The following is a 24,530-nucleotide window of genomic DNA, read 5'->3' as shown; positions in this document are numbered from 1 at the left end:
GACACGTACGCCGGGGTGCCTCGTAAGAGGTCGGTTGTATGGGATACATGGAGGCCCAACCCCAAACAAACTTTTAGAGGTAATCATGGCAACTGTTTCCATGCGCGACATGCTCAAGGCTGGTGTTCACTTCGGTCACCAGACCCGTTACTGGAACCCAAAAATGAAGCCATTCATTTTCGGTGCGCGTAACAAAGTTCACATCATCAACCTTGAGAAAACCGTACCAATGTTCAACGAAGCCCTGGCTGAGCTGAACAAGATATCTTCCCGTAAAGGTAAGATCCTGTTTGTTGGTACCAAGCGCGCTGCTGCCGAAGTGGTAAAAGAGTCTGCACTGAGCTGCGACCAGTTCTTCGTTAACCACCGCTGGCTGGGTGGTATGCTGACCAACTGGAAAACCGTTCGTCAGTCAATCAAACGCCTGAAAGATCTGGAAACTCAGTCTCAGGACGGTACTTTCGACAAACTGACCAAGAAAGAAGCACTGATGCGTGCTCGTGAGCTGGCCAAGCTGGAAAACAGCCTAGGCGGTATCAAAGATATGGGCGGTCTGCCGGATGCACTGTTCGTTGTTGACGCTGACCACGAACACATCGCAATCAAAGAAGCAAACAACCTGGGTATCCCGGTATTTGCTATCGTTGATACTAACTCTGATCCAGACGGCGTTGATTTCGTTATCCCAGGTAACGACGATGCGATCCGTGCTGTAAGCCTGTACCTGACTGCCGTTGCCACTACCGTGCGCGAAGGCCGTTCACAGGACCTGGCTGAGCAGGCTGAAGAAGCTGCTGAAGCTTAATAAGGTTCGCTCTTTCTGAGAGCCCTTAGACACCAGATGTGATCTGTTAAGGGGCCGTGAAGGCCCCTTTATTTATCTCACTTAGTCACGCACCCTGTTCGGGCTGGCGGGGCAAGTAAATTTTCCGCAACAAGTTTCTGACAGTGTGAAAGCATTGCGAGACGAATCGAGGATTCTGGAATGGCTGAAATTACCGCTGCACTGGTAAAAGAACTGCGGGAGCGTACTGGCGCAGGCATGATGGACTGCAAAAAAGCGCTGACCGAAGCGAACGGCGACATTGAGCTGGCGATCGAGAACATGCGTAAGTCTGGTGCGATCAAAGCTGCTAAGAAAGCAGGCAACGTGGCTGCTGACGGCGTGATCAAAACCAAAATCGCTGACGGCTATGCCGTGATTCTGGAAGTGAACTGCCAGACTGACTTCGTGGCAAAAGATGCCGGTTTCCAGGCCTTTGCTGACAAAGTGCTGGACGCTGCTGCTGCTGCTGCCGGTAAAGTGACTGATGTGGAAGTTCTGAAAGCGCAGTTCGAAGAAGAGCGCGTGGCACTGGTTGCGAAAATCGGTGAGAACATCAACATCCGTCGTGTTGCTGTCCTCGAAGGTGCTGAGCTGAACGGCTATCTGCACGGCGCACGTATCGGTGTTCTGGTTTCTACCACCGGCGCTGATGAAGAGCTGAGCAAGCAGATTGCTATGCACGTTGCAGCCAGCAAGCCAGAGTTCGTGAAGCCAGAAGACGTTTCTGCTGACGTGGTTGAGAAAGAGTACCAGGTTCAGCTGGACATCGCGATGCAGTCTGGCAAGCCAAAAGAGATCGCTGAGAAGATGGTTGAAGGCCGTATGAAGAAATTCACCGGTGAAGTTTCTCTGACCGGTCAGGCTTTCGCTATCGATCCGAGCAAAACTGTTGGCCAGGCGCTGAAAGAGAAAGGCGCTGACGTGATCAACTTCATCCGCTTCGAAATGGGCGAAGGCATTGAGAAAGTCGAATCTGACTTTGCAGCCGAAGTTGCTGCCATGTCCAAACAGTCTTAATGGTTTGCAGGAACCGCCGAGAGGCGGTTCTTTTTTGTCTGCGTTTTGGCGCAGCAATTTTCAGTCTCATCCAAATAGCTTTTCTCACGCGCTAAGCGGATGATCGATCAGATTTAACTTCTCATTCATCTTATCTTCTAGGAAGAATTGACCATGGCGACCAACGCAAAACCTGTATATCAACGTATCTTACTGAAACTGAGCGGCGAAGCACTGCAGGGTGCCGAAGGTTTTGGTATCGACGCGAGCGTGCTTGACCGTATGGCGCAAGAGGTGAAAGAGCTGGTTGAGCTGGGCATTCAGGTGGGTGTGGTTATTGGTGGCGGTAACCTGTTCCGTGGCGCGGGTCTGGCGCAGGCAGGCATGAACCGCGTGGTCGGCGACCACATGGGGATGCTGGCGACCGTGATGAACGGCCTGGCAATGCGTGACGCACTGCATCGTGCGTACGTCAACGCGCGCCTGATGTCGGCGATTCCGCTGAACGGCGTGTGTGATAACTACAGCTGGGCAGAAGCCATCAGCCTGCTGCGCAATAACCGCGTGGTGATTTTCTCTGCCGGTACCGGCAACCCGTTTTTTACCACCGACTCAGCGGCCTGCCTGCGCGGCATCGAAATCGAAGCGGACGTGGTACTGAAAGCCACCAAGGTCGACGGCGTCTACTCAGCCGACCCGGTGAAAAATCCGGATGCCACGCTGTACGAACAGCTGACCTACGGTGAAGTGCTGGAAAAAGAGCTGAAAGTGATGGATCTGGCCGCCTTTACGCTGGCGCGCGACCATCAACTGCCGATCCGCGTCTTCAATATGAATAAGCCTGGCGCGCTGCGTCGCGTGGTGATGGGTGAAAAAGAAGGCACCCTGATTACGCATTAATACCCGACGCAGGATAAAATAAGGTATATTCTGTTGGCGCGCTGCACTGCTGTCGCGCAGCATTCAGGATGATCGATGTTTATCGATACCGTTTCCGTTCCGCTGCGTCCGGAAGTGGCCAGGTCAAACCGAATCCAAGGGTTTCAACGTGATTAACGATATTAAAAAAGATGCTGAAACGCGCATGGACAAATGCGTGGAAGCATTCAAAAACACCATCAGCAAAGTGCGCACCGGTCGTGCTTCGCCTTCACTGCTCGACGGCATCGTTGTGGAATATTACGGTACGCCAACGCCGCTGCGTCAGCTGGCCAGCGTCACCGTTGAAGATTCACGCACGCTGAAAATCAACGTGTTCGATCGCTCAATGGGTCCGGCAGTCGAGAAAGCCATCATTGCTTCTGACCTCGGCCTCAACCCAAGCTCAGCCGGTAGCGACATTCGTGTTCCACTGCCTGCGCTGACCGAAGAGCGTCGTAAAGATCTGATCAAAGTTGTGCGTGGCGAAGCCGAGCAGGGCCGTGTTTCCGTGCGCAACGTGCGCCGTGACGCTAACGACAAGATCAAGGCGCTGCTGAAAGATAAAGAGATCAGCGAAGACGACGAACGTCGCTCGCAGGACGAGATCCAGAAAATGACCGACGTTCGCATCAAGCACGTTGATGCGGCGCTGGCCGAGAAAGAGAAGGAACTGATGGAATTCTGATTCCGTCATTTGCCTGACAAAACGCCGTTCAGAGACTTAGTACGACTCTGGCGGCGTTTTACATTGTGCCCGGCGTACGCGCGGGCGCGCACCACGACTTCACAGGGACAGCACCATGAAGCGATTAACTCTGCTGGGTTCGACCGGCTCAATTGGCACCAGCACGCTGGCGGTAGTGGCAGCGCATCCTGAGCTCTATCAGGTGACTGCGCTGGTGGCTGGTCAGAATGTGGCGCTGATGGCCGAACAGTGTCAGCAATTTAAACCGCGCTACGCGGCGATGTCCGACGACGCTTCCGCTGCGGCGCTGCGTGAACGACTGAAAGCACTCAACATGGATACGGAAGTGCTCTCCGGCGTTCAGGCCGCCTGCGAACTGGCCGCACTGGATGAGGTCGATCAGGTGATGGCCGCCATTGTGGGCGCTTCCTGTTTACAACCGACGCTGGCCGCCATTCGCGCCGGCAAAACCGTCCTGCTTGCCAATAAAGAATCGCTTGTCACATGCGGCCGTTTGTTTATGGAGGCGGTACGCCAGCATCAGGCGCAGCTGCTGCCGGTCGACAGCGAGCACAACGCCATTTTTCAGTGTTTGCCCGCTTCCATACAGCATCAGTTGGGGTACGCTGATCTGCGGGAGAATGGCATCGAGTCGATTCTCCTTACGGGATCGGGTGGTCCTTTTCGTGACACGCCATTAGCCGAGCTGGCCGCTATGTCGCCAGATCAGGCCTGTGCGCATCCGAACTGGTCAATGGGGCGTAAAATCTCCGTCGATTCGGCCACCATGATGAATAAAGGTCTTGAATACATTGAAGCCCGCTGGCTGTTTAACGCCACCGACGCACAAATGGAGGTCATCCTGCATCCGCAGTCGGTGATTCACTCCATGGTGCGATACTGCGACGGTAGCGTGCTGGCACAGCTGGGTTCACCCGATATGCGCACGCCAATCGCCCACAGCATGGCCTGGCAGGCACGTATTACCGCGGGCGTAACGCCGTTCGATTTCACCCGAATGAAGGCGCTGACGTTTGCTGAGCCGGACTACGCACGCTATCCCTGCCTGAAGCTGGCAATCGATGCATGCGCAACCGGACAGGCGGCCACCACCACGCTGAACGCAGCCAATGAAGTCGCGGTAGCGGCATTTCTGCAGCATCAGATTCGCTTTACCGATATCGCGGCCATCAATAGTGAAGTGCTGGCAACCCTGCAGTGTCAGGAGCCGGGCAGCGTGGATGACGTGATGGAGATTGATCGGATCGCGCGCGTGCGGGCCACGGCGTTGCTGCCGCGCTTTCGTTTAGCCGGTTGATAGTGGCGCTATTTGTTCGCTCAGGGTGAAAATGGTATAGTCGCTCGCTCGCGTTTTACGGCCCGACATTGTTTCGATGTCATCCGGTGAGGTTACCGGCGTTTGCCGCAGGCGCAATGTATTCAGAAACTACAGCATTTCTGATGAAAGGAATTATTACGCGTTATGTCGTCCAACAATCACAATACAATCGATGACGGGTCGTACTGCACGCCACGTCACGTGGCCATCATTATGGATGGTAATGGTCGCTGGGCAAAAAATCAGGGCAAACTGCGTATTTCAGGCCACAAAGCCGGGGTAAAATCAGTACGCCGGGCTGTCAGCTTTGCGGTCAGCAACAAGCTGGAAGCGCTCACGCTCTATGCGTTCAGCAGTGAAAACTGGAGCCGACCTTTACAGGAAGTGACGGCCTTAATGGAATTGTTTGTCTGGGCGCTCGACAGCGAAGTCAAAAGCCTGCACAAGCACAATGTGCGTCTGCGCATTATTGGTGATATCAGCCGTTTCAATAACCGCATTCAGAAACGCATTCGCCGCGCCGAGGAACTGACTCAGCAAAATGATGGACTCACCCTCAACATTGCTGCCAACTATGGTGGCCGTTGGGATATTATCCAGGGTGTAAAAAAACTGGCTGAACAGGTTCAGGAAGGACTGCTACGTCCTGACCAGATAACTGAAGAAAGTCTGGCTCCGCATCTGTGTATGCAGGAGCTGGCGCCGGTGGATTTAGTGATAAGGACCGGGGGAGAGCATCGGATCAGCAACTTCCTGCTGTGGCAGATCGCCTATGCTGAGTTTTGGTTTACCGATGTTCTCTGGCCTGATTTTGATGAACACGTTTTTGAAGGTGCACTGAATGCATTCTCTCTGCGGGAGCGACGCTATGGCGGCGCTGCACCAAGCGGCGCCTGAGCAACCTGGGGGTAACCTTTGCTGAAGTCTCGTCTGATCACCGCGTTTATTCTGATTCCGCTGGTGATCGCTGCTCTGTTTTGGTTGCCGCTGTCCGGTTTTGCGATTACCACCATCATCATCTGCATGCTTGCCGCCTGGGAGTGGGGGCAGCTGGCGGGGATGGCAACGCGTCAGCAGCGTATCTGGCTGGCGGTGCTATGCGGCCTGCTGCTGGCGGTGATGCTGTTCACCCTGCAACCCTATCAACGTAATCTGCACCAGTTCCAGATGGAGAGCTCGCTCTGGGCCTCGCTGGGCTGGTGGATTGTCGCGCTGTTTCTCGTGCTGTTCTATCCAGCCTCCGCTGCGCTATGGCGCGCATCGCGTCCGCTGCGCCTGCTGTTTGGCGTGCTGACCGTGGTGCCGTTCTTCTGGGGCATGATGGCGCTGCGCCAGTATCACTATGACACCGACCATTTCGCCGGCGCCTGGTGGCTGCTGTTCGTGATGTTCCTCGTCTGGGGCGCGGATTCTGGTGCTTACATGTTTGGTCGTCTGTTCGGCAAGCATAAGCTGGCACCGAAAGTCTCACCGGGCAAAACCTGGGAAGGCTTCTTTGGCGGACTGCTGTCATCGGCTATTATCGCCTGGCTGTTTGCGCTGCTCGCCCCGCTGTCGGTGGCGCCGGGCACGCTGATTATCTGCGCCGTGATTGCCACGCTGGCCTCCGTGCTGGGCGATCTCACGGAAAGTATGTTCAAACGTGAAGCCGGTATCAAAGACAGCGGTAACCTGATTCCGGGGCACGGTGGTATCCTCGATCGTATTGATAGCCTGACAGCCGCGGTGCCGGTATTTGCCTGCCTGCTGCTGCTGGTGTTCCGCACCCTCTGAGGATAAGCAACGATGTTGAGCATACTCTGGAGTTTTGTCGCCTTTATCATGGCGCTCGGCGTGCTGATTACGGTGCACGAGTTCGGCCACTTCTGGGTGGCGCGTCGCTGCGGTGTCAAAGTAGAACGCTTCTCGATCGGTTTTGGTAAAGCCCTGTGGCGTCGCACTGACCGCCAGGGCACGGAATACGTGATCGCCTTGATTCCGCTCGGTGGCTACGTCAAAATGCTCGACGAGCGCGTAGAGAGCGTGCCAGCTGAGCTGCGTCATCAGGCCTTCAACAATAAAACCGTGCTGCAGCGTGCCTCGATCATTGCCGCCGGTCCCATCGCCAATTTCATCTTTGCCGTATTCGCCTATTGGGTGGTGTTCATCCATGGTGTGCCGGGTGTACGCCCGGTGGTCGGCGAAATTATGAGCGGTTCCGTCGCGGCAGAAGCGCAAATTACCTCCGGCATGGAACTTAAAGCGGTTGACGGTATCGAAACGCCTGACTGGGATGCTGTGCGCCTGGCGCTGATCGGTAAAATCGGCGACAGCAGCGCCACGCTGGCCGTGTCACAGTTTGGTCAGCAGGCGACGCAGCAGAAGCAGCTCAATCTGCGTGACTGGCAATTTGAACCGGACAAACAGGACCCGGTGGTCGCTTTAGGTATTCGACCGCGCGGGCCGCAAATCGAAACCACGCTGGCAGAAGTGCAGGCGCGTTCACCGGCAAGTGCTGCCGGTTTGCGAGCCGGCGACAGGATCGTTAAAGTCGATGGTCAGCCATTAACGCAATGGCAGGTTTTTACGGCTCAGGTTCGGGATAATCCTGGCAAAAACATGGCGCTGGAGGTTGAGCGTAACGGTGAACCGTTAACGCTGACGCTAACGCCGGAAGCGAAACCGGGCAACGCAGCGGAAGGTTTTGCAGGGGTGATCCCGCGTGTGATCCCGCTGCCGGATGAGTACAAAACGGTTAAACAGTACGGACCTTTCGCCGCGATTGGTGAAGCCGGTGTCAAAACCTGGCAACTAATGAAGCTGACGGTTTCGATGCTGGGCAAATTGATAACCGGGGACGTCAAGCTGAATAACCTGAGCGGGCCAATTTCGATTGCGCAGGGTGCCGGATTGTCAGCTGAATATGGGGTGATTTATTACCTGATGTTCCTCGCGCTGATTAGCGTCAACTTAGGGATCATCAATCTGTTCCCTCTGCCGGTTTTAGATGGTGGACATCTGCTCTTTCTGGCGATCGAAAAGATCAAAGGTGGACCGGTGTCCGAGCGAGTTCAGGACTTCAGTTATCGCATCGGCTCAATTTTGCTGGTGCTTTTAATGGGGCTTGCACTTTTCAATGATTTCTCTCGCCTGTAATCGCTGGAACGCAGGCAGGCGCGGGATGTGTTAGGAAAACGCATAACAACGATGGCGATGAAAAAGTTGCTCATAGCGTCGCTGCTGTTTAGCAGCGCCACCGTTTACGGTGCAGACGATTTCGTAGTGAAGGACATTCATTTCGAAGGTCTACAGCGAGTCGCCGTCGGCGCGGCTCTGCTCAGCATACCGGTACGCGTCGGTGATACGGTGAATGATGATGACATCAGAAACACCATTCGCTCACTGTTCGCTACCGGTAACTTTGAAGATGTCCAGGTTCTGCGTGACGGCACCACCCTGATTGTTCAGGTGAAAGAAAGTCCGACCATTGCCAGCATCACCTTCTCCGGTAACAAAGCGGTGAAAGAGGATCAGCTGAAGGAGAACCTTGAGGCCTCCGGTGTGCGCGTCGGCGAAGCGCTTGACCGCACCACGCTCTCTTCCATCGAGAAGGGGCTGGAGGACTTTTACTACAGCGTCGGTAAATATACCGCCAGCGTCAAAGCCATCGCGACGCCGCTGCCGCGTAACCGTGTCGATCTGAAATTCGTCTTCCAGGAAGGCGTCTCGGCCAAAATTCAGCAGATCAACATTGTTGGCAACAAAGCGTTCAGCTCAGACGAACTGATTTCCCGCTTCCAGCTGCGCGATGAAGTGCCGTGGTGGTACGTGGTGGGCGATCGTAAATACCAGAAGCAGAAACTGGCGGGCGATTTTGAAACCCTGCGCAGCTTCTATCTGGATCGCGGTTATGCGCGTTTCAATATTGATTCCACGCAGGTGAGCCTGACGCCGGACAAGAAAGGCATCTACATCACCGTCAAGATCACCGAAGGTGATCAGTACAAGATTGCCGGCGTGATCGTCAACGGCAGCATGGCGAGCCACTCGGCGGAAATTGAGCACCTGACGCAGATTCCTAACAGTGAGCTGTATAACGGCACCAAAGTCACCCAGATGGAAGATGACATCAAGAAGCTGCTGGGCCGTTATGGCTACGCCTATCCACGCGTGGTGATGCAGCCGGAAATCAATGATGCGGATAAAACCGTTAAGCTGCATATCAACGTTGATGCCGGTAACCGCTACTACGTGCGTAAAGTGCGTTTTGAAGTTAACGATACCTCGAAAGATGCCGTACTGCGCCGCGAAATGCGTCAGATGGAAGGCGCATGGCTGGGCAGCGACTTGGTCGATCAGGGCAAAGAGCGTCTGAACCGTACCGGTTACTTCGAAACCGTGGACGTTGATACCCAGCGCGTTCCGGGCTTGCCAGACCAGGTTGATGTGGTTTACAAAGTCAAAGAGCGTAACACCGGTACCTTCAACTTTGGTGTTGGTTACGGTACTGAGAGTGGCGTCAGCTTCCAGGTCGGCGTGACCCAGGATAACTGGCTCGGTACCGGTAATACCGTCGGCATCAGCGGTACCAAGAACGACTATCAGACCTACGCAGAATTCTCACTCACCGATCCGTACTTCACGGTGGACGGTGTGAGCCTCGGCGGCCGCCTCTTCTACAATGACTTTAAAGCGGATGATGCTGACCTCTCCGACTACACCAACAAAAGTTACGGTGTTGACGGTACGCTGGGCTTCCCGGTTAACGAAAACAACACGCTGCGCGTCGGCTTAGGTTATGTGCACAACGACCTGTCCAACATGCGTCCGCAGGTGGCGATGTGGCGTTACCTTGACTCGGTGGGGCGTCATCAGGAGCTGAATGATGACGGTGATTTCTCTGCGGATGACTTCACCTTCAACTACGGCTGGACGTACAACACGCTCGATCGTGGTTTCTTCCCGACGCGCGGTAACCGTACCAACCTGAACGGTAAAGTGACCATTCCGGGCTCAGATAACTCATTCTACAAAGCGACGCTGGACACCCAGCAGTACGTGCCGCTGAATCGTGATGGCACCTGGGTGGTGCTGGGTCGTGGCCGTGTTGGTTACGGTGACGGACTCGGTGGCAAAGAGATGCCGTTCTATGAGAACTTCTACGCCGGCGGTTACAGCACCGTACGTGGCTTCAAGTCCAACACCATTGGTCCGAAAGCCGCTTACCTGAACGATCGCTCGTCGAGCTGTAATCTGACCGATCCGGACGGCATCTGTAAGTCTGACGATGCGGTGGGCGGTAACGCCATGGCGATCGCCAGCCTTGAGCTGATTACGCCAACGCCGTTCCTGAGCGAGAAATATGCAAACTCAGTACGTACCTCGGTATTTATGGATGCCGGTACTGTCTGGGATACCAAGTGGCAGAACACCGCGGAAACCCGCGCGGCGGGCATTCCGGACTACAGCGACCCGAACAACATTCGCGTCTCTGCCGGTCTTGCGCTGCAGTGGATGTCGCCACTTGGACCACTGGTGTTCTCCTACGCACAGCCAGTGAAGAAAGTCGAGGGAGACAAAGCAGAACAGTTCCAGTTTAACATCGGTAAAACTTGGTAAGGTTCTGAGCACGGAAGCAGAGTCGTAGTACGGCATCGCGCCGGCGCCAGACGGGAGCCGGCGCGATGACAACACTGTGTCGCTGACACAAACGTTGATGGTAAGGAGTTTATAGTGAAAAAGTTGTTGTGTGCCGCAGGTCTGGGTCTTGCTTTAGCGGTTTCCGCGGGCGTTCAGGCTGCTGACAAAATTGCAGTGGTAAACGTGTCCAGCATTTTCCAACAGTTACCAAAACGTGCGACCGTTGCTAAACAGCTGGAAAACGAATTCAAGGGCCGTGCAACTGAGCTGCAGAGCCAGGAGCGCGATCTGCAGACTAAAATGCAGAAACTGCAGCGTGATGGTTCAACCATGAAGACCAGCGACCGCAGCCGCATGGAAAAAGATATCATGTCACAGCGCGAAGCGTTCTCGACTAAAGCGCAGGCTTTCGATCAGGATAACCGCCGTCGTCAGATGGAAGAGCGTAACAAACTGCTGAGCCGTATTCAGGACGCAGTGAAGAAAGTGGCTGACAGCGAAGGGTATGACGTGGTGATCGACGCCAATGCCGTTGCCTATGCTTCTAACGCGAAAGACATTACTGCTGACGTGCTGAAACAGGTTAAATAATCGATGTCATCAATTCGACTGGCTGATTTAGCCCTGCAGTTGGATGCAGAATTGCACGGAGATGGCGATATCGCCATCTCCGGCATTGCTTCTATGCAATCCGCCACCCCTGGTCAAATCACTTTTCTTGCCAACAGCCGCTACCGCGAGCAGCTCGCACAGGTTCAGGCCTCAGCCGTGGTGCTGACGGAAGCGGATCTGGAGTGGTGTAAAACCGCCGCGCTGGTGGTGAAAAACCCTTATCTGACTTATGCCCGCATGGCACAACTGCTGGACACCACGCCGCAGCCCGCGCAAAATATCGCGCCCAGCGCCGTGATCGATCCGAGCGCGAAGCTGGGAAACAATGTCTCGGTGGGCGCTAATGCGGTCATCGAGTCCAGCGTTGAGCTGGGTGATAACGTGGTGATTGGCGCCGGCTGCTTTGTCGGCAAGCGCACGCGCATTGGCCGTGGTTCCCGTCTGTGGGCCAACGTTACGGTTTATCATGAGATTCAGATTGGTCAGGATTGTCTGATTCAGTCTGGCACCGTGATTGGTGCCGATGGTTTCGGTTATGCTAACGACCGCGGCAACTGGGTGAAAATTCCTCAGTTGGGCGCCGTGGTGATTGGCGATCGGGTAGAAATTGGTGCCTGTACCACGATCGATCGCGGTGCGCTGGATAACACTCTGATCGGCAATGGTGTTATCATAGACAACCAGTGTCAGATTGCGCATAACGTCGTGATTGGTGATAACACCGCGGTTGCCGGTGGTGTGATCATAGCGGGTAGTCTGAAGATTGGGCGTTACTGTATGATTGGCGGAGCCAGCGTCATTAACGGCCATATGGAAATCTGTGACAAAGTGACGGTAACCGGCATGGGCATGGTCATGCGTCCCATCACAGAGCCTGGGGTATACTCATCGGGTGTCCCGCTGCAACCCAACAAAACTTGGCGTAAAACGGCAGCGCTGGTGATGAACATCGATGACATGAGCAAACGCTTAAAAGCCATCGAACGCAAGGTCGGCAAAGACGACTGAGCACATCCCGGCTCTACCCGCTTTCATAATAAAGCAGCGTACCTTCTTTCACCTCGGGGTTAACCAGAGTGCGGCAGCAGGTATCATGGTAAGCGAAACGCTACTGAACTGATTTGCGGCCTGCGAAAGATCATTTTGATCGGTGCAGGCCGTGTTATTGTTGCCATCAGATTTTTAGGACAGGAAAAGTATTTTGACAACTGAAACGCATACTCTGAAAATTGAAGAGATTTTAGAACTGCTGCCGCACCGCTATCCGTTTTTGCTGGTTGATCGCGTGCTGGAATTTGAAGAGCATAAATATCTGCGTGCGGTAAAGATCGTTTCTGTTAATGAACCGTTTTTCCAGGGACACTTCCCTGATAAACCGATTTTCCCAGGCGTTCTGATCCTGGAAGCTATGGCGCAGGCGACCGGTATTCTGGCGTTTAAAAGCGTTGGAAAACTGGAACCGGGCGAGCTGTACTATTTCGCCGGTATCGACGAAGCCCGTTTCAAGCGTCCGGTAGTGCCGGGCGACCAGATGATCATGGAAGTCACCTTCGAGAAGACCCGCCGTGGCCTGACGCGCTTCAAAGGCGTGGCAACCGTAGACGGTAAGATTGTCTGTGAAGCGACCATGATGTGTGCCCGTAGCCGGGAGGCATAATTAGTGATTGATTCAACCGCCAGCATCTATCCAACGTCCATCATTGAAGAAGGTGCGGTGATCGGCGCCAACGTCCAAATCGGTCCGTTTTGTGTTGTCGGAGCGAACGTGGAAATTGGCGAAGGCACGGTGCTGAAATCGCACGTGGTGGTGAATGGCCACACGCTTATCGGTAAAGATAACCAGATCTACCAGTTCGTTTCTATTGGCGAAGTGAATCAGGATCTGAAATATGCCGGTGAACCGACCCGCGTTGAAGTCGGCGATCGCAACCGCATCCGCGAGAGCGTCACCATTCATCGTGGCACCATGCAGGGTGGCGGGCTGACCAAAGTCGGCAGCGACAACCTGCTGATGGTCAATGCGCACATTGCCCATGACTGCGTGATCGGCAATCGCTGTATTCTGGCCAACAACGTAACGCTGGGCGGCCACGTTACCGTGGATGATTTTGCCATCATCGGCGGTGTGACGGCGGTGCACCAGTGGTGCACCATTGGTGCCCACGTTATGGTAGGCGGTTGTTCCGGCGTCGCGCAGGACGTGCCGCCGTACGTGATTGCACAGGGCAACCATGCCACGCCGTTCGGTGTCAATATCGAAGGCCTGAAGCGTCGTGGCTTCAGCAAAGAGGCACTGCACGCCATTCGTAACGCGTACAAGCTGCTGTACCGCAGCGGTAAAACGCTGGATGAAGTTAAGCCGAAGATCGAAGAACTGGCCAAACTTCATAGCGAAGTGCAGCCTTTCTACGACTTCTTTGCCCGTTCGACCCGTGGATTGATTCGTTAATTCATGTCAGTGCGTCCCTTAACGATTGCCTTGGTCGCCGGAGAAACCTCCGGCGATATTCTTGGTGCCGGATTGATTCGTGCGCTGAAAGCGCGCCATCCCGACGCGCGCTTCGTTGGCGTCGCCGGTCCGCTGATGCAGGCCGAAGGCTGCGAAGCTTGGTACGAGATGGAAGAGCTGGCGGTAATGGGCATCGTTGAGGTGCTTGGCCGCCTGCGTCGTTTGCTGCACATCCGCAAGGATTTAACCCAGCGCTTTACCGAGCTGCGGCCGGATGTCTTCGTCGGCATTGATGTCCCGGATTTTAACATCACGCTGGAAGGCAACCTCAAGCGTGCCGGCATTCGCACCATTCATTACGTCAGTCCCTCCGTGTGGGCCTGGCGACAAAAGCGCGTGTTCAAAATTGGCCGCAACACCGATCTGGTGCTGGCGTTTCTGCCCTTTGAAAAAGCGTTTTACGATCGCTACAACGTGCCGTGCCGCTTTATCGGGCACACCATGGCCGATGCGATGCCGCTGCAGCCGGACAAACTGGCCGCGCGGCGTGAATTAGGCATCGCTGATGATGCGCTGTGCCTCGGCCTGCTGCCGGGTAGCCGCGGCGCAGAAGTGGAGATGCTCAGCGCTGATTTCCTGCGCGCTGCACAACTGCTGCGCCAGCGCTATCCGGCGCTGGAGCTTGTGGTGCCGCTGGTTAACGCGAAGCGGCGTGCGCAGTTCGAGCAGATCAAAGCCAGCGTCGCGCCGGAATTGCCGATGCACCTGCTGGATGGCAAAGGGCGCCAGGCGATGATCGCCAGCGACGCGGCGATTCTGGCTTCCGGCACTGCAGCGCTGGAGTGCATGCTGGCGAAATGCCCGATGGTGGTGGGCTATCGTATGAAGCCGTTCACCTTCTGGCTGGCGAAGCGGCTAGTAAAAACCCCGTACGTTTCGCTGCCTAACCTGCTGGCCGGCCGTGAACTGGTACAGGAGCTGCTGCAGGAAGAGTGCCAGCCTGCGGCGTTAGCTGCGGCGCTGGAGCCGCTGCTGCATGCTGGTCCAGAGCGTAACGCGCTGCTGGTCACTTTCACCCAATTGCATCAGCAGATTCGCTGGAACGCCGACGAACAGGCGGCGGATGCGGTACTGGAGATTGCCAATGGCTGAATTTATCTATCCTGATGCCCGGCTGATTGCCGGCGTTGATGAAGTCGGACGTGGCCCGCTGGTCGGTGCCGTGGTGACCGCCGCCGTGATCCTCGATCCGGCGCGGCCGATTGCCGGCCTGGCGGATTCCAAAAAGCTGTCTGAAAAGCGCCGCCTCGCGCTGTTTGATGAAATCAAAGAGAAAGCGCTGGCGTGGAGCCTGGGCCGCGCTGAACCCGAAGAGATTGACCAGCTGAACATCCTGCACGCCACCATGCTGGCGATGCAGCGCGCGGTTGCCGGTCTTCATATTGCACCGGATTTTATCCTGATTGATGGCAACCGCTGTCCGGCGCTGCCGATGCCGTCGCAGGCGGTGGTGAAGGGCGATAGCCTGGTGCGGGAAATAAGCGCCGCCTCGATCATCGCCAAAGTCACGTGCGACCGTGAAATGGCCGAGCTGGACCTGCTGTTTCCGCAGTACGGTTTCGCCCAGCACAAAGGCTATCCGACCGCGCTGCACATGGAAAAACTGACGCAGTTTGGTGCCACACCTCACCATCGCCGCAGCTTTGCGCCGGTGCGTAACGCCCTGATTGATACTGATGTGCTGGCCGCGCGCCAGCCGACTACGCTTTAATAGCCTGACGCTGTTTTAACCGGAAACTGATATGGCTGAACCTCGTTTTATACATCTGCGCGTACACAGCGATTACTCCATGGTCGATGGTCTGGCCAAGACCGGGCCGCTGGTAAAAAAGGCGGCCGCGCTCGGCATGCCAGCCATTGCCATTACCGACTACACCAACCTGTGCGGGCTGGTGCGCTTTTATGGCAGCGCGCACAGCGCTGGTATTAAACCGATCGTCGGGGCCGACTTCCAGGTTGCCAGCGATTTGATGGGCGATGAGTTGACGCAGCTCACCGTGCTGGCCGCTAATAACACCGGTTACCAGAATCTGACGCTGCTGATTTCGCGCGCTTACCAGCGCGGTTACGGTATCGCCGGACCGATTATCGATCGTGACTGGCTACTGGAGCTGGGCGAAGGGTTGATTCTGCTGTCGGGCGGACGGCGCGGCGACGTCGGCCGCAGCCTGCTGCGCGGCAATAACGCGCTGGTGGCGCAGTGCCTGAGCTTCTATCAGCAGCATTTCCCCAACCGCTACTATCTGGAACTGACGCGTACCGGCCGGCCAGACGAAGAGGCCTATCTGCACGCCGCGGTTGAGCTGGCCATTGCTGAATCGGTGCCGGTAGTGGCCACCAATGAAGTCTGCTTCCTCAACGAAGAAGATTTCGATGCCCATGAGATCCGCGTGGCGATTCACGACGGCTACACGCTGGACGATCCTAAACGTCCGCGCAACTACAGTCCTCAGCAATATATGCGCAGCGAAGGGGAGATGTGCGAGCTGTTCTCGGACATCCCGGAAGCGCTGGAAAACAGCGTAGAGATTGCTAAGCGTTGTAACGTCACGGTGCGCCTCGGCGAATACTTCCTGCCGCAGTTCCCGACCGGCGACATGTCGACCGAAGATTTTCTTGTGATGAAGTCGCGCGAAGGGCTGGAGGAGCGCCTGGCGTTTCTCTTCCCGGATGAGCAGGTGCGTGCCAAACGCCGGCCGGAGTATGACGAGCGTCTCGACATCGAGCTCAACGTCATTAACCAGATGGGTTTCCCCGGCTACTTCCTGATCGTGATGGAATTTATCCAGTGGTCGAAGGACAACGGCATTCCGGTGGGGCCGGGGCGTGGTTCCGGCGCCGGTTCGCTGGTGGCCTACGCGCTGAAAATTACCGATCTCGATCCGCTGGAGTTTGACCTGCTGTTCGAACGTTTCCTTAACCCGGAACGTGTCTCGATGCCTGACTTTGACGTCGACTTCTGCATGGAAAAACGTGACCAGGTGATCGATCACGTGGCTGAGATGTACGGCCGCGATGCGGTGTCGCAGATTATCACCTTTGGTACCATGGCGGCGAAAGCGGTGATTCGCGACGTCGGCCGGGTGCTGGGTCATCCGTACGGCTTTGTTGAGCGCATCTCGAAACTGATCCCGCCGGATCCGGGCATGACGCTGGAAAAAGCGTTCCAAGCGGAACCGCAGCTGCCGGAGATCTACGAAGCTGACGAAGAGGTCAAAGCGCTGATCGACATGGCGCGCAAGCTGGAAGGGGTCACGCGTAACGCCGGCAAGCACGCCGGTGGCGTGGTCATTGCGCCGACCAAAATCACCGATTTTGCGCCGCTGTACTGCGATGAGAACGGCCAGTTCCCGGTCACCCAGTTCGATAAAAACGACGTGGAATACGCCGGACTGGTGAAGTTTGACTTCCTCGGCTTGCGCACGCTGACCATCATCGACTGGGCGCTGAAGATGATCAACCCGCGACGTGAAAAGCAGGGGTTACCGCCGATCAATATCGCCGCCATCCCGCTGGATGACAAAAAAAGTTTCGACATGCTGCAACGCTCGGAAACCACCGCGGTGTTCCAGCTTGAATCGCGCGGCATGAAAGATCTGATCAAGCGCCTGAAGCCGGACTGCTTCGAAGATATGATCGCACTGGTGGCGCTATTCCGTCCGGGGCCGCTGCAGTCGGGCATGGTCGATAACTTTATTGACCGTAAGCACGGCCGTGAAGCCATCTCCTACCCGGATATTCAGTGGCAGCATGAGAGCCTGAAGCCTGTGCTGGAGCCGACCTACGGCATCATCCTCTATCAGGAACAGGTGATGCAGATTGCTCAGGTGCTGTCCGGCTATACGCTGGGCGGCGCGGATATGCTGCGTCGTGCCATGGGTAAAAAGAAGCCGGAGGAGATGGCCAAGCAGCGTTCGGTGTTCCAGGACGGTGCTGAGAAGATGGGCATCAACGGCGAACTGTCGATGAAAATCTTCGATCTGGTGGAGAAGTTCGCGGGCTACGGCTTTAACAAGTCGCACTCTGCTGCTTATGCGCTGGTCTCCTATCAGACGCTGTGGCTGAAAGCGCACTATCCGGCCGAGTTCATGGCGGCGGTGATGACCGCCGATATAGATAACACCGAGAAGGTGGTTGGACTGGTGGATGAGTGCTGGCGCATGGGGCTGAAAGTGCTGCCGCCAGACATTAACTCCGGGCTCTATCCGTTCCATGTCAACGATGACGGGGAGATCGTATACGGCATCGGCGCCATCAAAGGCGTGGGTGAGGGGCCGATCGAAGCGATCCTCGAAGCGCGTAATCAGGGCGGCTACTTTAAAGAGCTGTTTGATCTCTGTGCACGCACCGACACCAAAAAGATCAACCGTCGCGTGATGGAAAAACTGATCATGTCCGGCGCGTTCGATCGTCTTGGCCCGCACCGCGCGGCGCTGATAAGCGCGCTGGGGAACGCCCTAAAAGCGGCGGATCAGCATGCCAAAGCCGAGGCGACTGGACAGGCGGATATGTTCGGCGTGCTGGCGGAAGAGCCCGAGCAGGTTGAGCAATCTTATGCCGCCATTACGCCGTGGCCGGAACAGGTGCAGCTGGATGGCGAGCGTGAGACGCTCGGTCTGTATCTCACCGGCCATCCCATTAACCAGTATCTGAAAGAAATTGAGCGCTACGTTGGTGGCATGCGCCTGAAAGACATGCATCCAACAGAACGTGGTAAAGTGACCGTTGCGGCCGGGCTGGTGATTGCCGCCCGCGTCATGGTCACCAAGCGCGGCAACCGAATTGGTATCTGTACTCTTGACGACCGCTCTGGCCGTCTGGAGGTGATGTTATTTACCGATGCGTTAGATAAATACCAGCAGCTGCTGGAGAAGGACCGTATCCTGATCGTCAGTGGACAGGTCAGCTTTGATGACTTTAGCGGTGGGCTTAAAATGACCGCCCGGGAAGTCATGGACATCGACGAAGCGCGGGAAAAATACGCGCGCGGACTTGCTATCTCGCTGACGGACAGGCAAATTGATGACCAGCTTTTAAACCGTCTCCGCCAGTCTCTGGAGCCTCATCGCTCCGGGACCATTCCGGTGCATCTCTATTATCAGAGAGCAGATGCGCGGGCGAAGCTGCGCTTTGGTGCAGCGTGGCGTATTTCGCCCAGCGATCGTTTACTCAACGATTTGCGGTCGTTAGTAGGGGCGGAGCAGGTGGAACTGGAGTTTGACTAAAACAGGAACATTATGAGTCTTAATTACCTGGATTTTGAACAGCCAATCGCTGAACTGGAAGCGAAAATCGACTCGCTGAAATCGATTGGTCGTTCGGATGAGAAACACGATATTAATCTGGATGAAGAAGTGCAGCGTCTGCGCGAGAAAAGCGTCGAGCTGACCCGTAAAATCTTCTCCGATTTGGGTGCATGGCAGGTTGCGCAGCTGGCGCGCCATCCGCTGCGTCCTTATACGCTGGACTATGTCCGCAATGCGTTTGACGATTTTGACGAGCTGGCCGGTGACCGCGCCTATGCCGATGATAAAGCCATTGTCGGCGGCATCGCTCGTCTGGATGGGCGTCCGGTGATGGTCATTGGCCATCAGAAAGGCCGTGAAACCAAAGAGAAAATCCGGCGTAACTTCGGTATGCCAGCACCCGAGGGCTACCGTAAAGCGCTGCGTCTGATGGAGATGGCTGAGCGCTTTAAGATGCCACTGATCACTTTCATCGACACGCCGGGTGCCTATCCGGGCGTTGGCGCGGAAGAGCGCGGTCAGTCTGAAGCGATTGCCCGCAACCTGCGCGAGATGTCCGGTTTGAAGATCCCGGTGATCTGTACCGTGATCGGCGAAGGCGGCTCCGGCGGCGCGCTGGCGATTGGCGTTGGCGATAAAGTGAATATGCTGCAGTACAGCACCTATTCGGTGATCTCACCGGAAGGCTGTGCGTCAATTCTGTGGAAGAGCGCTGACAAAGCGCCACTCGCCGCAGAAGCGATGGGCATTACCGCCGGGCGTCTGAAAGAGCTGAAGCTGATCGATTCGATCATCCCGGAACCGCTGGGCGGCGCGCACCGTCACCCGGTGGACATGGCGGCAGCGCTCAAGCAGCAGCAGCTGGCCGATCTGGCCGATCTCGATGTGCTGAGCACTGAAGAGCTGCTTAACCGCCGCTATCAGCGCCTGATGAGCTACGGCTACGCGTAAGCGCCGAAAAGACTTCACAGAAGCGGACCCCGGTCCGCTTTTTTTATGCCTGTTTTCCGCGATCTGCTTGAGTTCCCCGTAGGGTCGCCATTTATGGCGGTGCGCATAAATGCGCACCCTATGACAAACGGCAACGGTTGTGGGATTGTATCCGATGCGCATGAATGCGCATCGGGCCATATTTTGTAGATACCGTCTTGCCGGTTACCTGGCAAGACATATTTCGGCATCGAACGGACGACCCGACTTCAGCACACCATAAGCCAGCTGCAGCAGCTTCTTCAGCAAACTTACCGCCGGATTCCACTTCATCGCCACTATCGCTGGCATGTACAGGGCCTTGCGCATCGCGCTGTTGCCCATCTTCGATATCCTGCTTTTGCCCTTCCACTCACCGGACTCCTGCCGCATCGGATTCAGCCCCACCCACGCCACAAGAGCCTTGCTGCTGCTGAACCTCGACATGTCCCCCATATACGCCAGCATCGTGCTGCCCAGCACGCCCGGGATGGACTCCAGCAGTTCCCTGTTCTTTTTAAGGCCCGGGTCATTGTCAATATGGTCGTTTATTGCCCGCTTCGTTTCGTCTATCTGCGCATCCAGCGCCGCAATGACCACGCGGATTGAGGGCTGCACCACCGCATCCGATACCTCCAGCCGGTTCTCTTCCATCTGCCGCATTTCCTGAAGATTCGTCAGGCGCTTCACCAGCGCTTTCAGCCTGCGTTCATTCAGCGGCGCCGGCTGCCACAGCGATGGGCCGTGCAGTTTACAGTAGCGCGCTATCATGCGCGCATCGTCTTTATCCGTCTTATTCCGGCTCAGCTCGGCCTGCCCGAAGCGCCTGATGCGCGCAGGATTTTCCACGCTGACATCATAGCCTTCGTCGTGCAGGAAGGTGGCCAGCGGCTCACTGTACGCGCCGGTAGCCTCCATGCAGATATGGCAGCAGCCGAACGGCTCCAGCCATTTTTTCAGGGCGATAAAGCCCTTAGGGGTGTTGGGAAAGACTTTGGTTTTGTAAGACGTGTCGCCTTTCCAGACGGCCACATCAAACTTTCCGGAGGCAATATCAATGCCGACAGGCATACGGGTTTGCATAGATTCTCCTTAACAGCACAGGGAAACCGCCATGACCATCCTTATGGATGCGTGCTCGGGGCACAGGATACCGTCCGGTCTTGAAGGCGGGAGTTAAGTTGCCGGGGATGAATCCACAAAGCAGGCTTTATGCCCAGGGGTCGCCCCCATCTCACCAGCAACTTCCCGATGATCAGTCGGGGATCATCATACCCGGAGGAGAATGATCGGGATATAAGGGTCGCCATTCATGGCGACCGGTTACATGCGTCTGCGGCTGCCTCTCTGCGTCACACCTTCATCCAGCGGCGCTCCACGGCGGAAATCGCCACTGCTTCCAGCACTTTCTGCACCTGCAGCCCTTCGGCAAAATCCGACCACATGCGAGCGCCGGCGGCGATGCCGTTGATCAGATCGCGAATCTCGACCGTTTTCTGATCGTTAAAACCGATGCCGTGGCCGGCCGAGACACAGAAGCTGGCGTAATCAGGGTGCGCCGGACCGCTGAGAATGGTTTTAAAGCCCTGGCGACCGGCCGGATCGTCGTGCAGATACAGTTCCAGCTCAGCCATGCGCTCCTGAGTGTAGCGCAGCGCGCCTTTGGTGCCGGTCACCACATAAGTCAGCCCCATCTTGCTGCCGCAGGCGATGCGCGAGGTTTCAATCACGCCGTGCGCGCTATTTTTAAAGCGCAGCAGCGCGCTGGCCTGATCTTCGTTTTCCACCGGCAACAGACGTGACGGCGCCTTCGGATCCGGTCGCTGTTTTATCACCGTCATCATGTACCGCTCACCTCATCAATATCACCGACCAGATAGTGCGCCATGTTGACGATATGCGCCGCCAGATCGCCAAGCGCGCCGAGACCGGCCAGCGCTTTCTGGCAGTGCCAGTCGAGCGGCGTCTCCGCGCGCGCCAGATAATCTTCGTTATGGGTCCCATAAAAGTGCACCACCTCGCCGATCTCACTGCGCGCGATAATCTCCTGCGCCAGCTGGCTGGTGGGGTTTTTCATGTAGTTGAAGCCCACCAAGGTTTTCACTCCTACCTGCTGCGCCGCCTGCACCATCTCTTCGGCATCGGCCACGGAGAGCGACAGCGGCTTTTCGGAGTAGACGTGCTTCCCGTGGCGAATCGCCTCCAGCGCCATCTCTTTGTGCAGAAAGTTTGGTGCGCAGATATCTACCATGTCGATGTGCGGATCGCGCACCAGCTCGCGCCAGTCGCCAGTCGAACGGGCAAAGCCAAACGTCGCCGCCTGCTGCGCCGCCAGCGCCGGATTCATCTCTGCCAGCATCTCGCGCACAATTTCGCCCTTCAGGGCGAACACCGTGGGTGCCTACGCGTAGGCAATTGCGTGACAACGCCCAATATATCCACTGCCAATCATACCGATTCTGACTTTGTTCATGCTGCACCTGCGGTTCACGGGAAAGGGTTTCCCGGAATATATGTTTCGTTTTGGGAGGCGACAACGGCGAAATGAAATATCTGTGATCATACATGCGAGGTATCTGACAGACGCGACAAATCAGAATGTAATTTTGCATAGCATTGGTGACATCTCTCACAATCAGGCGCAGTGCTGGCGCTAATTCGCGCCATCGCGCGGGCCCGCGCCAGTCAATTGACGCTTTATTCAGCAGTCACAAAAAATTGTGAAAAAGAGCTTTGACAAGCCACAGCCTGCCCGATAATATGCGCCCCATTCCAACGATTCCTCTGTAGTTCAGTCGGTAGAACGGCGGACTGTTAATCCGTATGTCACTGGTTCGAGTCCAGTCAGAGGAGCCAGATTGAGAAAAGCCTGCTTTTATAGCAGGCTTTTTGCTTTTCTGCGTTCTGACGTTTAGATACCGCCATACCACTCATAGCCGCGATCTTCCCAGTAGCCGCCGCGTCCGCCCCACAGCTGGGCAAACGAATCCACCACTTTAATTTCCATCAGATACTTGGCGTGCTTGTAACCGAGCTGGCGCTCGACTCTGAGACGCAGCGGCGCGCCGTGCGCTACCGGCAGCGGCTGATCGTTCATACGGTAGGCCAGCAGCGTTTGCGGATGCCACGCATCCTGCAGATCGATACTTTCGTAGTAGCGCCCGCTGCCGTCCAGCGTCTGCTCCAGCTCGTCGGCACACAGGAACACCACGTAGCGGGCACCTGGCCGCAGGCGCGCCGCATCCAGCACCAGTCCGAGCGGTACGCCCTGCCATTTGCCAATTGCGCTCCAGCCCTCCACGCAGTCGTGACGGGTGATCTGCGTGCGACTGGGAAACCGCTGCAGATCGCTGAGCGATAAACTCAGCGGCTGCTGCACCAGCCCGGTGACGCGCAGCCGGGCGTGGTCGCAAATCTCCTGCCACAAATGACGCGCGTCCAACTGCTGACGGTTGGGCAACAGATCGCGGCGAAAGTGCCGGTGCCAGAAACCGTGCAGCAGATAAATCACGCCGTTGAACAGCAGCAGCCAAGCAAAAAAGAAGTGCCAGTGGCGACCGGCACCCAAATCCCGCCACGACGGCAGCGTCAGCCAGCCGGGGAACGCGCGCGCCGTCAGCGTGCCCTCCAGCTTCGAGACACCGAGCACGCCGGTGGTATTCAGCTGCAGCGAGCCGAGCCGGACAAATCCCTGCTGCTGACGATTGCCGATTTCAAACACCGGCTGCTCATGGTCCGCGCCATACAGGCCGACATACAGACGCGGATGCGCATTAAATATTTGCAGTCCGCTAATCAGCAGTACGGCAAAACACAGGGCGTTGACCCAGTGCGTCACGCGCACCAGCAGCGAATGACGACGGATCAGCGTTTTACTGCGGGAAGGTGAAGGCTGTTGCATCATCGAGCCCCTTACCAGCCAGGCGAGGCCTGGCTAGAGCCGGATTACATAGGTGGCACTACGCCGTTTTTGCCGACAATGACATTGCCTGCGATGAGCTTACCGTCGGCGCCTTTCTCGGCCGGAACAAACACCGTGGTGCCAAGTTTCAGGTCATCCGGGGTGGCCGCCGCCAGTGTTACCACCGGCGTACCGGCCGGAATAGCAATTTTTTTCTGATGGCCGTGATAGCTCACCGTCACTTCGCTGTTATCCACCGACGTGACGCTATTGGTGACCGTGGCGTTGGTCATTGAGCTGCCCGGCTTCAGATCCCAGCTGAAGTTGCCCTCGCCTGCGCCTTTCAGCTGCGCCGGGAAAATCAGTACTTCGAGCGCGCCATATCCGCCGCCCGCTTTCGGCAGCGAGGCAATGCCCACGTAATCACCCTTTTTAATGTCGCTGATGCTGGCCTTCGCCACCGCGGACACCATCGCGCCTGGCTTCATGGCAACGATGACCTCAGATCCTTCGCGTGACTTGATAGTGAGCTGCTGCCCGTTTACCGATTCAACAATGCCACGTACCTGCACTTTTTGCCCTGCCATCTCTGCCGCCATCGCCGGCCACAGCGTGGCGCCGGCCAGCAGTGAACCGGCAATCAGCAGTGAAAGGCGTTTGTGATGTGATAAGACCGTCATGGAGTGTTCCTTTTGATGATAAGCGCTGCTTCAGCGGCAGCCCTGTGCCAGAAATCATTCAACCCAAAGTGCAATAACATTGCGGCAAAAGGCGCTGGAAAAAACCTACTAGTTGGTAGATTAAAAACAAGATAATTTTTCACCCTGCACTTTGTCATGTCATTATTTTGTCTTAGCCTGAGCCTCGCGCAGATCCAGCGCCTGGGTTGAACATTGGGAGCATCAGT

20 protein-coding genes, 1 tRNA gene and 1 pseudogene are annotated in these 24,530 nt (G+C 56.2%); 18 read left to right on the top strand and 4 right to left on the bottom strand.

Annotation, left to right across the window (positions count from 1 at the left end):
• Positions 1 to 85: 85 nt before the first annotated feature.
• The 17 genes from rpsB (at position 86) to accA (ending at position 19,704) form a co-directional block, all read left to right on the top strand.
• Positions 86 to 805, top strand: a complete 720-nt coding sequence (gene rpsB / locus AC6I8M_RS12320) for a 30S ribosomal protein S2 (protein WP_022547177.1) — start codon at positions 86 to 88, stop codon at positions 803 to 805.
• Positions 806 to 985: 180 nt separating this feature from the next.
• On the top strand, positions 986 to 1,843 hold the full coding sequence (gene tsf / locus AC6I8M_RS12315) for a translation elongation factor Ts (RefSeq protein ID WP_010616192.1): 858 nt from the start codon (positions 986 to 988) through the stop codon (positions 1,841 to 1,843).
• 153 nt (positions 1,844 to 1,996) lie between these two features.
• Positions 1,997 to 2,722, top strand: coding sequence for a UMP kinase (gene pyrH / locus AC6I8M_RS12310; RefSeq protein WP_010616191.1), 726 nt, complete (start codon positions 1,997 to 1,999; stop codon positions 2,720 to 2,722).
• A gap of 148 nt (positions 2,723 to 2,870) precedes the next feature.
• Entirely contained in the window at positions 2,871 to 3,428 is a 558-nt protein-coding gene (gene frr / locus AC6I8M_RS12305; protein ID WP_010616190.1) for a ribosome recycling factor, read from the top strand.
• Between the two features lie 115 nt (positions 3,429 to 3,543).
• Positions 3,544 to 4,746 carry a 1-deoxy-D-xylulose-5-phosphate reductoisomerase gene (gene ispC / locus AC6I8M_RS12300; RefSeq protein ID WP_010616189.1) on the top strand — a complete coding sequence of 401 codons (1,203 nt, stop codon included), beginning with the start codon at positions 3,544 to 3,546 and terminating at the stop codon, positions 4,744 to 4,746.
• Between the two features lie 165 nt (positions 4,747 to 4,911).
• Positions 4,912 to 5,664, top strand: coding sequence for a (2E,6E)-farnesyl-diphosphate-specific ditrans,polycis-undecaprenyl-diphosphate synthase (gene ispU / locus AC6I8M_RS12295; RefSeq protein ID WP_010616188.1), 753 nt, complete (start codon positions 4,912 to 4,914; stop codon positions 5,662 to 5,664).
• A gap of 18 nt (positions 5,665 to 5,682) precedes the next feature.
• Positions 5,683 to 6,540 carry a phosphatidate cytidylyltransferase gene (gene cdsA / locus AC6I8M_RS12290; protein WP_010616187.1) on the top strand — a complete coding sequence of 286 codons (858 nt, stop codon included), beginning with the start codon at positions 5,683 to 5,685 and terminating at the stop codon, positions 6,538 to 6,540.
• 12 nt (positions 6,541 to 6,552) lie between these two features.
• Positions 6,553 to 7,902: a sigma E protease regulator RseP gene (gene rseP, locus AC6I8M_RS12285; protein ID WP_498013398.1), complete on the top strand. Its 1,350-nt coding sequence runs from the start codon at positions 6,553 to 6,555 to the stop codon at positions 7,900 to 7,902.
• 51 nt (positions 7,903 to 7,953) lie between these two features.
• Positions 7,954 to 10,365, top strand: coding sequence for an outer membrane protein assembly factor BamA (gene bamA / locus AC6I8M_RS12280; protein WP_498013397.1), 2,412 nt, complete (start codon positions 7,954 to 7,956; stop codon positions 10,363 to 10,365).
• 114 nt (positions 10,366 to 10,479) lie between these two features.
• Positions 10,480 to 10,977: a molecular chaperone Skp gene (gene skp, locus AC6I8M_RS12275; protein ID WP_498013396.1), complete on the top strand. Its 498-nt coding sequence runs from the start codon at positions 10,480 to 10,482 to the stop codon at positions 10,975 to 10,977.
• A gap of 3 nt (positions 10,978 to 10,980) precedes the next feature.
• Entirely contained in the window at positions 10,981 to 12,006 is a 1,026-nt protein-coding gene (gene lpxD / locus AC6I8M_RS12270; protein WP_010616183.1) for a UDP-3-O-(3-hydroxymyristoyl)glucosamine N-acyltransferase, read from the top strand.
• A 193-nt stretch (positions 12,007 to 12,199) separates the two neighbouring features.
• On the top strand, positions 12,200 to 12,655 hold the full coding sequence (gene fabZ, locus AC6I8M_RS12265; protein ID WP_010616182.1) for a 3-hydroxyacyl-ACP dehydratase FabZ: 456 nt from the start codon (positions 12,200 to 12,202) through the stop codon (positions 12,653 to 12,655).
• A gap of 3 nt (positions 12,656 to 12,658) precedes the next feature.
• Positions 12,659 to 13,447 carry an acyl-ACP--UDP-N-acetylglucosamine O-acyltransferase gene (gene lpxA / locus AC6I8M_RS12260; protein ID WP_010616181.1) on the top strand — a complete coding sequence of 263 codons (789 nt, stop codon included), beginning with the start codon at positions 12,659 to 12,661 and terminating at the stop codon, positions 13,445 to 13,447.
• A 3-nt stretch (positions 13,448 to 13,450) separates the two neighbouring features.
• On the top strand, positions 13,451 to 14,599 hold the full coding sequence (gene lpxB / locus AC6I8M_RS12255; protein WP_058948733.1) for a lipid-A-disaccharide synthase: 1,149 nt from the start codon (positions 13,451 to 13,453) through the stop codon (positions 14,597 to 14,599).
• A complete protein-coding gene (gene rnhB, locus AC6I8M_RS12250; RefSeq protein ID WP_010616178.1) occupies positions 14,592 to 15,218 on the top strand; it encodes a ribonuclease HII in 627 nt (208 codons plus the stop codon). The genes lpxB and rnhB overlap by 8 nt, the downstream gene beginning before the upstream one ends.
• Positions 15,219 to 15,249: 31 nt before the next feature.
• Positions 15,250 to 18,732 carry a DNA polymerase III subunit alpha gene (dnaE, locus tag AC6I8M_RS12245; RefSeq protein WP_058948732.1) on the top strand — a complete coding sequence of 1,161 codons (3,483 nt, stop codon included), beginning with the start codon at positions 15,250 to 15,252 and terminating at the stop codon, positions 18,730 to 18,732.
• 12 nt (positions 18,733 to 18,744) lie between these two features.
• The gene (gene accA, locus AC6I8M_RS12240) at positions 18,745 to 19,704 is read left to right on the top strand and encodes an acetyl-CoA carboxylase carboxyl transferase subunit alpha (RefSeq protein WP_010616176.1); all 960 of its coding nucleotides are present in this window, start codon (positions 18,745 to 18,747) and stop codon (positions 19,702 to 19,704) included.
• A gap of 204 nt (positions 19,705 to 19,908) precedes the next feature.
• On the opposite strand, the gene AC6I8M_RS12235 is transcribed toward accA, so the two are convergent.
• Together AC6I8M_RS12235 and AC6I8M_RS12230 are read right to left on the bottom strand one after the other, a co-directional pair.
• A complete protein-coding gene (locus AC6I8M_RS12235; protein WP_498013394.1) occupies positions 19,909 to 20,805 on the bottom strand; it encodes an IS110 family RNA-guided transposase in 897 nt (298 codons plus the stop codon).
• A gap of 269 nt (positions 20,806 to 21,074) precedes the next feature.
• Positions 21,075 to 22,195: pseudogene (locus AC6I8M_RS12230) on the bottom strand (Gfo/Idh/MocA family protein).
• A gap of 307 nt (positions 22,196 to 22,502) precedes the next feature.
• Here AC6I8M_RS12230 and AC6I8M_RS12225 point away from each other — a divergent pair.
• Positions 22,503 to 22,578 (top strand) — tRNA-Asn (locus AC6I8M_RS12225).
• Positions 22,579 to 22,633: 55 nt separating this feature from the next.
• On the opposite strand, the gene AC6I8M_RS12220 is transcribed toward AC6I8M_RS12225, so the two are convergent.
• The gene (locus AC6I8M_RS12220) at positions 22,634 to 23,623 is read right to left on the bottom strand and encodes a molybdopterin-dependent oxidoreductase (protein ID WP_082231754.1); all 990 of its coding nucleotides are present in this window, start codon (positions 23,621 to 23,623) and stop codon (positions 22,634 to 22,636) included.
• 44 nt (positions 23,624 to 23,667) lie between these two features.
• Positions 23,668 to 24,303: a hypothetical protein gene (locus AC6I8M_RS12215; protein WP_022547181.1), complete on the bottom strand. Its 636-nt coding sequence runs from the start codon at positions 24,301 to 24,303 to the stop codon at positions 23,668 to 23,670.
• Between the last annotated feature and the right edge of the window lie 227 nt (positions 24,304 to 24,530).

The organism is Type-A symbiont of Plautia stali, from assembly GCF_059731155.1.
This window is presented reverse-complemented; position numbering and strand designations above follow the sequence as displayed.